We start from the raw sequence: 13,585 nt of genomic DNA on the forward strand, positions 1-13,585 counted from the left end.
TAAAACTCTTATGGTATTTGTGGCCTAAAATGCTATCTTTATTAAAATATTTTAATTTTTAGAATGATTAATAGAGAAAAGGCAAGATTCTATGGTCGATCGTACTTTACGGCGCATTCTTATACTTGCTGGTATAGCATTGATACTTTGGGTTTTATATCTGCTTAAACCAGTTGTGGTTCCTTTTGTTGCAGCTTTTCTAATTGCTTATTTATTTAGCCCACTGGTCGATGTTTTGCACCGCATTGGGCTGGCTCGATGGCTCTCGATCAGTATCGTATTTATCGGGATTGGGATCGTGGTTACATTGGTGATGTGGTATCTGGTGCCACTAGTCTGGCAGCAGCTGATGTATGCGCGTGATAGCATTCCGGCCGGGATTCACTGGATCAATTACACGTTCCTACCTTGGCTTTCCGATAGCTTTAATCTGGTTCCGATGGAGATCGATACTGACCAGATTTCCTCAGTAGTAATGGACTATGTCCAGACCAATTATAGTGCTGACAGTATTCAGGCAATGCTGCTGAAACTGGCACAATCTGGTCTGAACTTTATCCAGATTGGTGGCACGATTGTCCTGATTCCGATTATTGCCTTTTATTTCTTGCTGGATTGGGATCGTATGCTGGACAGCTTACGCCGCCTGATTCCCCGTCCTTATGAAAAAACAACCTTAACTATTGTGAGTGAATGTCATAGTGTGTTAGGTGCCTTTGTCAAAGGTCAGTTCCTGGTCATGGTTCTGCTGGGCGTAGTCTATGCAGTGGGACTGCAACTGATTGGCCTAGAGATTGGCTTGATCATTGGGATGATTGCCGGATTGTGCAGTATCATTCCGTATCTTGGTTTTGCGGTTGGAATTATTGCCGCAGTCATTGCAACCTTTTTCCAATTTGGAATCGACTGGTGGCAACTGGTATTGGTCGGGATTGTCTTTATGGTCGGGCAGGCCGTCGAAGGCTATATTCTGCAACCGTTCTTGCTAGGTGATAAAATCGGTCTTTCTCCTGTAGCTGTAGTGTTTGCAGTTCTGGCAGGTGCACAACTGGCCGGTTTCTTGGGCATGCTGATTGCCTTACCGGTGGCAGCCGTGATTGTGGTACTGCTGCGGCATATCCGTGAGTATTATGAACATACGCCATTTTATGGTGATCGGGCTGTTATCATACAAGATGCCTCTACCGGTTCTATCAATATTGAAACAGCAGACTTAGATGTTGATATTGAAATGAAAAAGCCACAGAAAAAACCGCTGCAAGCAGAGGAGAACTCAAGTAAAATTCACGATCCACATCGTAAAGACTCATAAGGCCACAAAATCGTATGCGTCAATTGCAGTTAGATATAGAACCTCAGCTCGATGCCCGAATCAGTGATTTTTCAGGGCCGGGTTGGGGGCATGTCATTGATGCTGTCCGTCAATTACATGCAGGCCTGATCAACCAATTTTATGTCTATGGGGGAGCCGGTACAGGTAAAAGTCATTTGTTGTCTGCCATCTGTGACTCTTATCTGGAAGTAGGTAAATCTGCAATTCAGGTATCTTTGCTTGAGCTTTTAGATGCACCGACTGAGGCGATTACTTCTCTAGATCGTTTTGATCTGGTAGCACTTGATGATATCGAAGCGATTAGTGGCGTACCCCATTGGCAACGCGCAGTATTTCACTTGATTAATTATAATAATGAAGGTGGTGGGCAGTTGGTGTTTTCGTCACGTTTTGCACCTATCGAACTCAAACTCGAATTGCCAGATTTACAATCCCGTCTCACGCAGGCGGTCAGTACCCGTGTTCCGAGTGGCAGTTTGTATGCTGATCGCTATGCGCTGGTTTCCTCGGTACTCGATCGTCGTGGGATCCATTTAGACCCTCAAATCTTTGACTATTTACTCAGCCATGGGCCACATCAAACTTCAGTGCTGCTTCAAAGATTAGAGCAGATTATTCAATTGCTTAAAGGGGAAAAATTGAAAGTCAGCAATGCTAATCTGCGGCAGATATATGCCTTGATTGACGAATATCGGTAAAATATAAAAATTCTTGAGTAATTACTCAGTCTATGACACAGTAAGGCAAAATAATTCGCTGTTGCAAGGATTCTGCAACTTTAGAAGAAAAAGAAAGAAATAAAAATTAAGGAGAAGGTTATGCTCAAGAAGAGCATAGGCATAGCTTTGCTATGTATAGCGGGGCAGTCGTATAGTGCAGATATTATTGTAACCACTACAGAAGATATTGAAAAAGATGACAAGGAATGTTCACTTCGAGAAGCTGTTGAGTATGTTAACCGTGGCTTAGCTAAATCAGGTTTTATGGGGTGTGGTGGGGAGAACTCATCCAGTACCATTATTTTAAAAGAAAAAAATACCTATGTGTTGAACCAGCATATCGCGATTAAAAAATCTCTTACCATCCGTGCGGTCGCAGAAAGTGATGGCGAATTCAGTACGGATGAAAAAGCATTAGGCTTGCATAATGCTCATATTCAAATGAAAGGTACTGATAACCTTTTCCGGATCAACAGTACAGATACATTGGTTCAGTTAAATTTGAAAGAACTGGATCTTGAAGGCTGTGGTAAAACCAGTTGTGCTGAACAAGGTGGCCTAATTTATAATAAAGGTCAGCTAATTCTAGAATATAACCGTCTATTTAATGCTGCTGCCAACTTGGGTGGGGCAATTTATAATGCTGGCAAGTTTGGTCAGAACTTAACAAGCCGTGCACAAATTAAAAATAGTCTGATCGAAAATAATAAAGCCCAACGAGGCGGGATCCTGTATAGCGAGCTACCTGCTTTCCTCATTTATCAAAGTGTACTTAAAAATAATCAGACACTGGATAATTCCGCGACCAATATTTATAGCGCGGGACAGTTTGCTGACTCCAGTAAAGATCAAGGTATTAGTGGGGAGGTATTAAGTAGTACGATACTAAAAAATAAGGGTGTATTTATTAATGTCCTGGACGGGATGGGATTGAATAATCTCACCATAGTTGACAATGAAAATACTGCTTTAAATATCCATGCACCGTATGGAAGAGCTTATGTAGCGAATAGTATTATTTTAAGAAATGGTACACAGGATTGCCAAATTATCACTGGTGATAAGTCTGTGTCGCAAAATAATCTGCTGACAGCCTCGTGTGGTGTAGGGGATGCCGTCGCGCCGAACCAGTTCTGGAATGGTACACGACTTTTTGCTGAATCCTCAGATAAAAGTGAAGGTATTTGTCAGACCCTACAAGAAAATAATAATGCCATACTTTGTCCATATAGCGTTCCTAAAGGACAATTTCTCGGTTATATGCGCCCACGAATTTTGTTGAACTATATCCTTGTGAGTGAATCACCGATTGTGAATAGAGGCACAGGATTGAGTTTAGCAAATCCAACGGTAGCATGTGAAGCGGCAGATCAGCGCGGGATCAACCGTTTGATGGATAATCTGTTTTGTGATCGTGGTGCTGTTGAAATCACGATACCAATCTCAGGCAGTCTGGTGGGACAAGATCTGTTAAAGGGTGAAATTGCCAAGTTTTCAATTGAATCTTATCTGGGAGATAGTGATTTAATTCCAAAAGAACAGTGTAATGCCATTGTTGGTCAGAATCCGACGGGGGAGCCTTGGCAAGATGGCTGTTTGAAAGTGGTACAAACCAAAACAGCTTCCAAGGGTAAAACAATCATCGATATTCATGGCAATGTCGTTTATACCCCGGATTCTACCTGGCATGGAGCAGATATTTTCGAACTACAAGTGGTGACCTCATCGACACGGTTTAATAAAAGTAAACCTTATTTGACTATTACTACTCAAATTGTTCAGGAGCCAAAAAATGAAATGGAAGACAAAGCAGTCAAAACTTCAGGCGGCTCATGGGGTGGTGGTGGGCTACTGATTTTACTCGGATTAATAGGTTTACGCCGTGGATTAAAAGATTAAGGAAAAATCATGAAAAATTATAAAAAAGGACTGCTTGCGGCCATGATTTTATCTGCCATGAGTTTGATGGCAGCCGAAGATAAAACGATATATGTAACTACTTTTGCTGATGAAGATGGCGAGAATAATAATGCCTGTTCTTTGCGAGAAGCCATTAAAACTGCAAAACTGGATAAATCTTATGGCGGATGTAATGTAGGACGTACACTTCGGTTAGATGGTTCAGCTGCAGATGTGATTCAGCTTGAAGCAGGCGAGTACAAATTAGATAGAGAGCTGATCGTAGAGTCAGCGCTGAAAATTTATGGGAAAACTCCGCTTAACTATGCTAGTCGTAGTCCGATTACGCTTTTATATCCAACCCGGGAGGCTTTAAAAAGTACTATTTCGGGTCAGGGGAAAACCAGATTATTTAATAGTATGGCCAGTCAATCCAGTCTGGAAATTCATCATCTGATCTTAAAGGATGGCTATGCAGCAATAAATACCTTGGATAAAGGGAATGGCGGTACTTTTTATGTAGCCGGGCCTTTAAGTATTAATACCAGTGAAATAGTAAATTCCCGAGCAGCTGCAGAAGGTGGGGCGATTTATAGTGTAGCAATGAATACGGAAAGGAATATTGTCATTCAGGATTCTTTGATTCAAAAAAATCAGGCGAGTTCATATGGTAGTGTTTTGGCAATGGACTGTCAGGGAAATTTGGGTACAACTCAAACCAATGTGAAAATTAATTCCAGTAGTATTGTTAAAAATGGTTCAGATATTACTAACAGTATTATTGATTTTTGTGGCTATGCCACAGTAGAAATTGTTAACTCTACTATTGCGAAGAATACTGCAAGTACCACAGGACATATTGTGCGTATGACGAATGAAGTTAATCGTCCCCTCAGTAAATTCTCCAGTTTAACTGCATTAAGTAATACTATTGTTGAAAATACAGCCCAATCTACTTTATTTTATGACAATACCGGTTTTAGATATTTTAATTTCAATGTTTTAGCCTTTAACCAAGGCCTGTCTTGTGAATATGCCTTAAATCAGGGGAATCCGACCAAGGCACAACGTGTTGAATTTTCTACAATTCGAAATGCAATTCAAACGACTGGGCCATCACGTTGCGTATTGCCAGAATTAGACGAAGATACTACTTCAAATAATCTTGATGTCTCTAACAATATAATCAGCAGTTTATTAACAAATTATATTGAGCCTGCTATTGATAATCGCTATTTAGGGCTATATTACCCGCGTGATAATCAGACCGCAACGGATTTGGTAGATATCGGAGTGAGTGGCTGTATTGAACAAGACCAGCGTGGTATTGATCGTGTGATTGGATCCACATTAACATTTGATCCAAGTGCAAAAAATACTTGCGAGATCGGCTCAGTTGAAATCCGACGTTTGACTGCAGCCGATATTACGGACTTGCAAAATAAGAGTTTGGTAGAACTCAATGACTTTTATCAGGAGAATATAGATGATCTCGAAGAAATCATTGCTGATAAAAATACTCCAGAAAATGAGCTTCCTGGTTTAAAGGAAGAATTGAAAAGTTATCAGGATTTGCTCAAATATACCAAGCAATATCAGAAATATCGTGCAATCTATATTAATCCTTTTATCTTGGCTATGCCTCAAGAAACTCTAACCAATGATAAGATTCAAATTAAAGCCTTAAATTCACAAAATTATGAGGTCAGTGTAAAAACTTTAGGTGTTGGTAAGTTAGTTGGTACAGGCAATTCGACCACTGTGGAAGGAAATCCAAATGATCCAAATCTTAAATGTGAGTGGAAACCTGATTTAAACCGGATCATGATGTATCGCACTGATGGTAAGCAGACCAGTTCGGTTGATATGGAGTTCTGTAGTTATACCCTTAAAGACCGGGCTACAGGTGCGAGCAGTGCTGGCCTCTTAAGAGCAGCTTTTAACAACATTGCACCGATTACAAAAGATGATGAATATCGGCTTAATCCAGAGAATAATCTTACAGTGACGGTAAATCCGCTTGAAAATGATAGTGATGATGGGGATGGGCCTCTACCATCAGGAAAGTCGGCTTTTTATCAAGATAAAGATGGAAAAGAGATCCCGATTCATATTGTTAAGCTGCCTGCGGGAGTTTCACTGAAGGCAGAGCGACAAGGAGCATGTCCTGATACCTATCAAAATCAGACCTGTTATGGTGGACAGCTGACATTTACTGTAAAAAATAATTTAAGCCAGGCAAATTACAGCATGGATTATGCGATTTTTGATGCTGATGAAAAAATGTCAGAAAAAGCGACAATCTTGTTACGTAATACAGTTAAAAATACGAATACGTCCTCAAGTGGTGGTGGGGCAATTGGAATGTGGGGGCTACTAGGATTATTAGGGCTTGCAGGTTATCGACGCTTAAGAAAATAAAATATGATTGAAACATCAAAAAAGCCTCCATATGGAGGCTTTTTTATATTAAGTGTTTAATGCGAGTTAGGCTGCTGAGTCACTTGCTGATATTTGAGAATGTATTCTTCGCGAATGGCAAGGCGTTGCTCAGGAGACGCTTTTTGCATACGTGCGCCCAGTTCTTTGCGTTCCTGACTGCTCATCATTTGCCAAGTCTCACGCATTCTTTGTTTTTCCGCATTAGGGAGTTGAGTAAACCAGTCCATACGCTGCTGTAAGCTAACACGTTGTTGTTCGGGGATTTCTTTTAAAGATTGATAACGTTTAATCAGTGCCAATTGTTCAGAATCAGAAAGACTATCCCAAGTATCAGTTACTTGGGTATTCGCATCCTTGGAAAATAGCCAAAAACGTTCAAATCCTGCAAAGCTGGTTTGCAGAAAACTGAATGCACAAAAAGCAATCGCCAATTTTTTAGCTGCCATGTGGAACTTTGTCCTCACCTAAAACCATTAACATTTCTAAATCTTCAAGCATTTGCGGAGACAGTTTTGGGACTGACACCATTTGAGTTTGCGGCTCGTTATGGTCCGAAAGATTCGGTAATACCACAATGCCTGCAATCGCAGCTGCCAAAGCAAAACCTGACATTTTTAGAAATGCAAAGCGTGAATGTTTTGAATCCTGAATTTCTTCAAGAACATGGTGCATGACAACAGGTTTGTCTTTATGTTGTTGTGCCAGTCCATCAAGTTTGGAAGTTACTTGTTTTAAGAAATCATCTTGATTCATTCGGATGACCCTCCCAGATATGGATTTAAATGTGCTAAAGAGGCGCGTAAGCCTTGGATAGCACGGTGGTAATGGGTTTTTACACTGCCTTCTGTGCAGTTCATAATCTGTGCGGTGGTATGCGTATCAAATCCTTCCCAAGCTCTTAGCATAAATGCCTGCTGCTGACGCACAGGCAATTTTGCAATCGCTTCCTGGATTTCTTCAGCAGTGACTGCCTGATCGAGAAAGTCCAGCGGCGTTGGTGTTGATTCATCGACGACATCATCAAATTCAATTTCGTCGTCATCGAGACTGACTTTCTTGAAAAATGAAAACATTTGACCACGCCGTGACTCTTTACGACGCCAGTCCTGTAACTTGTTGTTGAGAATGGTATAAAATAGGGGATACCATTCTTCAGTACTTTTTTCTGCATAGGATTTGTGTAAGGAAATGAAAGCTTCCTGAACCAGATCCATGGCAATACCATGATGACCTTGAGTCGCACTTTCCATCATCACCAAGGCACGCCCAGTCACATCCTGCATGAAATTCTTCAGACGTGCTTCAGCCGTACTCTTCAGAATACTTACATCGTGTGTTTGCAACTGTTTTGGTGCTAAGTCCATAGAGATGGAAAATCCTGTCATTGGACACCCACCATTATTCCCAAGTTCATAATCATATAACGTTGGGAATCCTGGTTTGGTTGACAATTAAGTTTATTATTTTTGTAGTTTAATCTATTTTATACACGGGCAGGGTCGTATTAAAACACTGTAACCTAAATCCCTAATTAGATACGTTGACGTACCATTTCAAAAAAACAGATCGAACCCGCAATGGCGACATTCAGTGATTCCTGACCCCCAGGTTGCGGAATGCTCACGGCTTCAGCATGTTGCATCGCATAATCAGACACGCCTTGGCCTTCATTGCCCAGAATCCACACGCAAGGTTTACGTAAGTCTTTTGAATATAGGCTTTCAGCACGGTGTGAGCTGGTTACATAAACAGGGATTTGAAATTGCTCAAGAATTTGTTCAAGCGAAATATTTTCAAAGGTTTGCAGTGTGAAATGTGCACCCATACCGGCACGTAATACGCGTGGAGACCAGAGCGATGCAGAACCTTTGGTACACACAATTTGTTCAATACCGGCAGCAGCAGCAGAGCGAAGCAGGGTGCCTACATTACCCGGATCCTGTACATTTTCCAGAATCAAAGTGTCTGCTTTAAAATCCAATGCATAATTTGCTGTTGGTAAAGTCACCACAGCTAAACAGGCTAAAGATGTTCCTAAGGTACTTAAATCTTTGTATAAAGACTCGCTTAGAACAAAGACCATACCTGTGTATTTTGCGAGAATTTTCTCGAAATCAGGATGTGAAAGTGCATGTTCAGTGGTGAAAATAGAATCAATTTTACGGTTTTCATGTAACCAGGCGAGAGACAGATGCGTGCCTTCTAAAACCGTTTGACCTTGTTTTTTACGATAAGTATTTTGTTCGATTAAACCACGTAAGTGTTTAATCTTTGGATTGTCTTTTGAATCAAGAAAAAAAGTTGGCATGGGAGATATAATCCACGGCAGCCGATTCAATATCGACTACCGCTATAAAAATTAGTTGTGGTAGCTGGTCACAAGATCAACTTCGTTTTTAGAACCAATGATCACTGGCACACGTTGATGTAGATCTGTCGGTTCGATCTCAAGAATACGCACACGACCTGTAGTTGATGCACCGTCAGCCTGTTCCATGAGCATGCTCATTGGGTTAGCTTCATACATTAAACGCAGACGGCCAGCTTTAGCCGGATCTTTAAGGTCATATGGATACATGAAGATACCGCTACGGCAAAGAATACGGTGAATGTCGCCCACCATACAAGCAACCCAACGCATATTGAAGTCTTTTTCACGAGGACCGGTTTTGCCTGCTAACAATTCATCGATATAACGCTGTACTGGTGCTTCCCAATGACGTTGATTCGACGCATTGATCGCATATTCTTTAGTATCTGCAGCTACCTGAATTGCTTCAGAAGTCAGTAGGAATTCTTGAGTCTCAGGGTCATAGGTAAAGAACACTACGCCTGCGCCGACGGTCAATGCCAACATGGTCGATGGACCATAAAGCACATAACCTGCAGCTACCTGATGAACACCGGCTTGCATAAAGTCTTCTGCCTGAGTCACGGCATTTTTTGCAGGAAGAATCGAAAAAATGGTACCAACACACATATTGATGTCGATATTGCTTGAACCGTCTAATGGATCGAACAATACCAGAAATTGACCATTTTCTTGTGCAGGGGTGAATTCATCCAGTTCTTCTGAGGCCAAACCACCCACATTTGGATGTTCCTGCAAGGCATCAATCAAATAGTCATTAGAAATGACATCCAGCTTCTTTTGCTCTTCGCCTTGAACGTTTTCATGCTGTGCACTTCCCAATACACCCGCTAAAGCACCTTTTTGCAGTAATTGATCAATGTCTTTGCAAGTGTTTGCAATCGTTTCAATAACTTGTGCAAGTTCAGGTGTGAGATTCCCGCTTTGTTGTTGTAAAAACTGGGATAAAGTGCGGTATGACATAGGGGAAACTCCAAAACTTAAATCGGGAAAAAATGATCAAAACGATATGCGGCTATATTTTAGATGAGAACGTACTAAAAGAAAAATTAAACTGGATTATTTGTATCGATTTTGCCCTTGCAACTCCTGCGGAAAGTGCTATGTTGAAGACAAAGGAAAATTGAGAATAGGAGCACAGATATGACAACATTGAAGTTTGATGCGACTCCAACGCCAAGCGAAGGCATTACTTTAGATGATATCTCTGAAGACAAGATGAAAGAAGCCTGGCGGGATTATGAAGCAAAACCAGAGTACAAACAATTCAATAAACATGACCTGATCGAATCGATGCATCCGGCTGAACAAGATCAGCTTCCCAAGTAGACCGATTCTTTCATTGAAGCAAATAAAAAGCACTCATGATTGAGTGCTTTTTATTTGATGAAACCATCATGAATGAAAATTATTTCAACAATGGTGGTACCGCTTCATAATTAATTTCTACACGGCGGTTTTCTTTCCAGGCATTTTCGTCATGGCCCGCATTGATTGGCATTTCCTTACCATAGCTGACTGCTTCCAATTGACCAGGATTAACACCAGTCGTTACCAGGAAGCTTTCTACTGCTTTGGCACGACGCTCGCCAAGTGCCATGTTGTATTCACGGGTACCGCGTTCATCGGTATGGCCAGTGAGTGCTACACGTGAATTGGCATTGGCCATTAGGAACTGCGCATGGGCTTGCAACGTATTTAGATCTTCATTGCTGAGTTCAGTACTGTCATAGTCAAAATGCACCACGCGTTTTGCCAAGAATGCTTTATTTTCTGCAGTAACGCCTTTTGCAGAAGCGCCTGCCATGTTTTGTGCATTCAGTGCTGCATCTTCACTCAGGCCTTGAGTATTCACAGTTGTTGTACCGGTCGTATCTAAACCGCCCGTTTGAACTTCAGCAGCAGGCTTACGGCTCGCACAACCTGTCATGACAACAGCTGCTGCTAAAAGTGGTAAGGCAAATAATTTTACTTTGTTCATCTTCATCTCCATGAAGTTTGATTATGGGGTAAAGGGTTTATCAATATAAAAATATTATTTTGGTGCCCAAGCCGGTTCACGGACTTCGCCCGTTTCACTTGGTAAATTCATACGGAAGCGGCCATCCAGCGACATGATCGATAAAAGTCCGCGTGCACCTTCACGGGTGGCATAGACCACCATCTGGCCATTTGGTGAGAAGCTCGGCGATTCGTCCAGCGTCGTTGGCGTCAGAATATTATTCACACCAGAGTTCATATCTTGAACCGCAACTCGATAGTTACTGCCGCTTGGACGATGAACTAATGCAAGTTTTTTACCATCTGCGCTTAGCGTACCGCGTGCGTTGAATGCTCCACGGAAGGTCAAGCGTTTATTGCTACTTGATTCAAGATCATGGCGGTAAATTTGTGGAGAACCGCCACGGTCAGAAGTGAAAATAAAAGATTTTCCATCTGGCGAATAACGTGCTTCAGTATCAATGGCACTGTCATTGGTCATACGTTGTAGTTGACGCGTTTCCAGATTCATCTGGTAGATTTCTGGATTGCCGTGCATAGAGGCAGTAAACAGCATGCTCTTGCCATCTGGAGAGAAGCTCGGCGCGCCATTCAAACCGCGGAAGCTGGCCAGTTTTTCACGTTGACCTGTGGCCAGATCCTGTACATAAATAGCCGGACGTTTGGTTTCGAACGACACATAAGCGATTTTTTTGGCGTCTGGTGTCCATGCCGGAGAAAGGATCGGATCACGTGAGGTCAAAATAGTCTTTGGCTGTTCGCCATCGGTGTCGGCAATCTGCAAGGTATAGCGTTGTTCCGGCGTAGCAGGATTACGCAGCACATAGGCAATACGTCCGCTAAAGTCACCCGGAATACCGGTCAATGCCTGATAGATGGCATCACTGATCATATGCGCTGCCTGACGGGTGCGTGAGGCTGGAACAGTCAGCAATTCATTTAATAGATATTGTTTTTTTTCGACATCATAAAGCTGATATTGGATTTCAAAAGAACCATCGGCTGTGGTCTTGGATGAACCGGTGACTACATAGGGAACACCAGCCGATGCCCAAGCTTCTGCATTCGGATTATTCAATGTCGCTGTTGCAGGCAGGTTTTTTGAAGCACTGGTAAAGCGGCCAGAACGATTCAGGTCATTTTCCACAATAGGATAAATGCTCTGATCTTGGCTGAAAGGTACAACGGCAATTTTAGGTGCTGCTTCAGGTGCTTTGGTAATTTCCAGATGCAATTGGGCATAGGACTGGGTTGCCAATACAGGGCTTAAAGCGCTAATGATTGCGAGGCAGAGTAGATGTTTGCGAGTCTTTTCCATCATTCGTTATTTACTCAAATCAACGGATTTATTGTATAGGTGCTTGGGCTACATCATCGCATGGATTTAATAGAATAAAACCATGAATTTATGACCAAACTGTTATGACACTGTGAAAAGTGAATATTATTTAATCAATTTAAAGTGAAGTTTAGCTTAAAAAATAAAAGCCATCACAACATTATTATGTGATGGCTCCGTTTTTATTGTGCAGTAAAGGTTGAGGTAAAGCTTCGTGCTTCACGGCGTGCATCTGGATCGGAAGGCATTGGATAAGGTGCAGCAGCACGGACTGCAGCTTCTACACTGGCTTTCATGTCTGAATCACTTGAATTCACAATGACCGAGACCACACCGCCATTATCATTCAGGGTTACACGTGCAGTCGCACGCTGGCCTGATGATCCGACTGGTATATCCCAGGCGCGTTTGATTTTGTTTTCAAAATCGCGCTTCGCAGTGGATGCAATCCGTTTTGATTCCGCTTTTTTCTGTGCAGCTTCTTCAGCAGCCTGTTTAGCGGCTGAAGCTTTGGCCTCTGCATCAGCTCTGGCTTTTGCTTCGGCATCTGCTTTGCGCTTGGCGTCTGCATCCGCTTTTGCCTTAGCGTCGGCATCTGCCTTGCGTTTGGCATCAGCGTCGGCTTTTGCTTTAGCAGCCGCATCCGCTTTGGCTTTCGCATCAGTGTCCGCTTTGCGTTTTGCCGCTGCATCATTTTTAGCCTTAGCTGCCGCGTCTGCTTTGGCTTTAGCCGCTGCATCGGCTTTAGCTTTCGCATCCGCATCTGCTTTACGTTTCGCCGCTGCATCATTATTGGCTTTTGCTGCCGCATCTGCCTTTGCTTTAGCAGCAGCTTCAGCCTTACGTTTGGCATCAGCCTCTGCTTTGGCTTTTGTTGCAGCATCCGCTTTTTGCTTGGCAGCTAAGTCAGCTTTTTTCTGTGCTTCCAGTTTGGCTTTTTGAGCAGCATCGGCTTTGCGTTGTGCATTCAGTTCAGCTTGGCGTGCAGCTTCGGCTTCCGCCTTGGATTTTTGCGCTGCATCCGCTTTGGCTTTGGCTGCTGCCTGTTTGGCCTGTTCAGCGGCTTGGGCACGTTTTGCTGCTTCCGCTGCTTGCTGCGCAGCCTTGGCTTGTGCTGCCTCTGCCGCTTTTAGCTCCTGCTGCGCTTTTTGTGTATCGACTTTTGGCGGAGGTGGAGTCACAGGTACAGCAGGGGCAGCAGTTGGAATGACAGGAGCCGGTTCTATACTGGGTTCAGCAGTTTGGGTAATTTCTTCTGCGACGTTTTCATGTGCAGTTTCCTCAAATTCGGTTTCTTCGCGAGTCACCGGTTTAAGGTCTTCTGGCTTGATCAGAACGGTTTTGATCTGTTTTGGCGGTTCAGGAGGATTACTCATGCCCAGATAAAGTAAGCCCACCAAAGCCACTGCATGGATGCCGAGCGTAAATCCAATCGCAATTGCTTTTTTTTGAAAGGGCGGTTTCTGATAATTTTTCATACT

General features: G+C 42.7%; 13 protein-coding genes. 5 read left to right on the plus strand and 8 right to left on the minus strand.

Annotation, left to right across the window (positions count from 1 at the left end; all coding sequences use genetic code 11):
- The first annotated feature begins 91 nt into the window (after positions 1-91).
- The 4 genes from cxpE (at position 92) to NI468_RS09600 (ending at position 6,372) form a co-directional block, all read left to right on the plus strand.
- Positions 92-1,312 carry a chloramphenicol efflux transporter CxpE gene (gene cxpE / locus NI468_RS09585; RefSeq protein WP_247143457.1) on the plus strand — a complete coding sequence of 407 codons (1,221 nt, stop codon included), beginning with the start codon at positions 92-94 and terminating at the stop codon, positions 1,310-1,312.
- 14 nt (positions 1,313-1,326) lie between these two features.
- Positions 1,327-2,031: a DnaA regulatory inactivator Hda gene (gene hda / locus NI468_RS09590; RefSeq protein ID WP_004645685.1), complete on the plus strand. Its 705-nt coding sequence runs from the start codon at positions 1,327-1,329 to the stop codon at positions 2,029-2,031.
- A gap of 120 nt (positions 2,032-2,151) precedes the next feature.
- Complete coding sequence (rbtA, locus tag NI468_RS09595) at positions 2,152-3,951, plus strand: rhombotarget A (RefSeq protein WP_005247619.1); 1,800 nt, start codon at positions 2,152-2,154, stop codon at positions 3,949-3,951.
- Positions 3,952-3,960: 9 nt separating this feature from the next.
- Positions 3,961-6,372 carry a CSLREA domain-containing protein gene (locus tag NI468_RS09600; RefSeq protein ID WP_253101551.1) on the plus strand — a complete coding sequence of 804 codons (2,412 nt, stop codon included), beginning with the start codon at positions 3,961-3,963 and terminating at the stop codon, positions 6,370-6,372.
- Positions 6,373-6,428: 56 nt separating this feature from the next.
- Here NI468_RS09600 and NI468_RS09605 read toward each other — a convergent pair whose 3' ends face one another.
- The 5 genes from NI468_RS09605 to NI468_RS09625 all read right to left on the minus strand — a co-directional run bounded on the left by NI468_RS09605 (position 6,429) and on the right by NI468_RS09625 (position 9,727).
- Positions 6,429-6,839 carry a DUF3106 domain-containing protein gene (locus NI468_RS09605; RefSeq protein WP_005252453.1) on the minus strand — a complete coding sequence of 137 codons (411 nt, stop codon included), beginning with the start codon at positions 6,837-6,839 and terminating at the stop codon, positions 6,429-6,431.
- The gene (locus NI468_RS09610; protein WP_004279120.1) at positions 6,829-7,146 is read right to left on the minus strand and encodes a hypothetical protein; all 318 of its coding nucleotides are present in this window, start codon (positions 7,144-7,146) and stop codon (positions 6,829-6,831) included. The genes NI468_RS09605 and NI468_RS09610 overlap by 11 nt, the downstream gene beginning before the upstream one ends.
- Entirely contained in the window at positions 7,143-7,757 is a 615-nt protein-coding gene (locus tag NI468_RS09615; protein WP_004645678.1) for an RNA polymerase sigma factor, read from the minus strand. The genes NI468_RS09610 and NI468_RS09615 overlap by 4 nt, the downstream gene beginning before the upstream one ends.
- Positions 7,758-7,924: 167 nt before the next feature.
- Positions 7,925-8,701, minus strand: a complete 777-nt coding sequence (locus NI468_RS09620; RefSeq protein WP_044112049.1) for a TrmH family RNA methyltransferase — start codon at positions 8,699-8,701, stop codon at positions 7,925-7,927.
- A 51-nt stretch (positions 8,702-8,752) separates the two neighbouring features.
- Positions 8,753-9,727, minus strand: coding sequence for a class 1 fructose-bisphosphatase (locus NI468_RS09625; protein ID WP_253101553.1), 975 nt, complete (start codon positions 9,725-9,727; stop codon positions 8,753-8,755).
- Between the two features lie 180 nt (positions 9,728-9,907).
- Between NI468_RS09625 and NI468_RS09630 the strand changes: the two genes are divergently transcribed.
- The gene (locus NI468_RS09630; RefSeq protein ID WP_004645674.1) at positions 9,908-10,093 is read left to right on the plus strand and encodes an NF038105 family protein; all 186 of its coding nucleotides are present in this window, start codon (positions 9,908-9,910) and stop codon (positions 10,091-10,093) included.
- Positions 10,094-10,172: 79 nt separating this feature from the next.
- Here NI468_RS09630 and pal read toward each other — a convergent pair whose 3' ends face one another.
- The 3 genes from pal to tolA form a co-directional block, all read right to left on the minus strand.
- Entirely contained in the window at positions 10,173-10,745 is a 573-nt protein-coding gene (gene pal / locus NI468_RS09635; protein ID WP_004279115.1) for a peptidoglycan-associated lipoprotein Pal, read from the minus strand.
- A 54-nt stretch (positions 10,746-10,799) separates the two neighbouring features.
- Positions 10,800-12,083: a Tol-Pal system beta propeller repeat protein TolB gene (gene tolB / locus NI468_RS09640; protein WP_253101597.1), complete on the minus strand. Its 1,284-nt coding sequence runs from the start codon at positions 12,081-12,083 to the stop codon at positions 10,800-10,802.
- Positions 12,084-12,286: 203 nt separating this feature from the next.
- Positions 12,287-13,582: a cell envelope integrity protein TolA gene (gene tolA, locus NI468_RS09645; protein WP_253101556.1), complete on the minus strand. Its 1,296-nt coding sequence runs from the start codon at positions 13,580-13,582 to the stop codon at positions 12,287-12,289.
- Between the last annotated feature and the right edge of the window lie 3 nt (positions 13,583-13,585).

This window comes from Acinetobacter lwoffii (assembly GCF_024129355.1).
GTDB classification, from domain to species: Bacteria; Pseudomonadota; Gammaproteobacteria; order Pseudomonadales; family Moraxellaceae; genus Acinetobacter; species Acinetobacter lwoffii_I.

What these genes read in the sequence shown, in the direction of transcription:
- rbtA (WP_005247619.1), top strand. Translation starts at nt 2,152, where the DNA reads ATGCTCAAGAAGAGCATAGGCATAGCTTTGCTATGTATAGCGGGGCAG.
- NI468_RS09620 (WP_044112049.1), bottom strand. Translation starts at nt 8,701, where the DNA reads ATGCCAACTTTTTTTCTTGATTCAAAAGACAATCCAAAGATTAAACAC.
- cxpE (WP_247143457.1), top strand. Translation starts at nt 92, where the DNA reads ATGGTCGATCGTACTTTACGGCGCATTCTTATACTTGCTGGTATAGCA.
- NI468_RS09625 (WP_253101553.1), bottom strand. Translation starts at nt 9,727, where the DNA reads ATGTCATACCGCACTTTATCCCAGTTTTTACAACAACAAAGCGGGAAT.
- NI468_RS09630 (WP_004645674.1), top strand. Translation starts at nt 9,908, where the DNA reads ATGACAACATTGAAGTTTGATGCGACTCCAACGCCAAGCGAAGGCATT.
- NI468_RS09610 (WP_004279120.1), bottom strand. Translation starts at nt 7,146, where the DNA reads ATGAATCAAGATGATTTCTTAAAACAAGTAACTTCCAAACTTGATGGA.
- pal (WP_004279115.1), bottom strand. Translation starts at nt 10,745, where the DNA reads ATGAACAAAGTAAAATTATTTGCCTTACCACTTTTAGCAGCAGCTGTT.
- NI468_RS09600 (WP_253101551.1), top strand. Translation starts at nt 3,961, where the DNA reads ATGAAAAATTATAAAAAAGGACTGCTTGCGGCCATGATTTTATCTGCC.
- tolB (WP_253101597.1), bottom strand. Translation starts at nt 12,083, where the DNA reads ATGGAAAAGACTCGCAAACATCTACTCTGCCTCGCAATCATTAGCGCT.
- NI468_RS09605 (WP_005252453.1), bottom strand. Translation starts at nt 6,839, where the DNA reads ATGGCAGCTAAAAAATTGGCGATTGCTTTTTGTGCATTCAGTTTTCTG.
- tolA (WP_253101556.1), bottom strand. Translation starts at nt 13,582, where the DNA reads ATGAAAAATTATCAGAAACCGCCCTTTCAAAAAAAAGCAATTGCGATT.
- NI468_RS09615 (WP_004645678.1), bottom strand. Translation starts at nt 7,757, where the DNA reads ATGGACTTAGCACCAAAACAGTTGCAAACACACGATGTAAGTATTCTG.
- hda (WP_004645685.1), top strand. Translation starts at nt 1,327, where the DNA reads ATGCGTCAATTGCAGTTAGATATAGAACCTCAGCTCGATGCCCGAATC.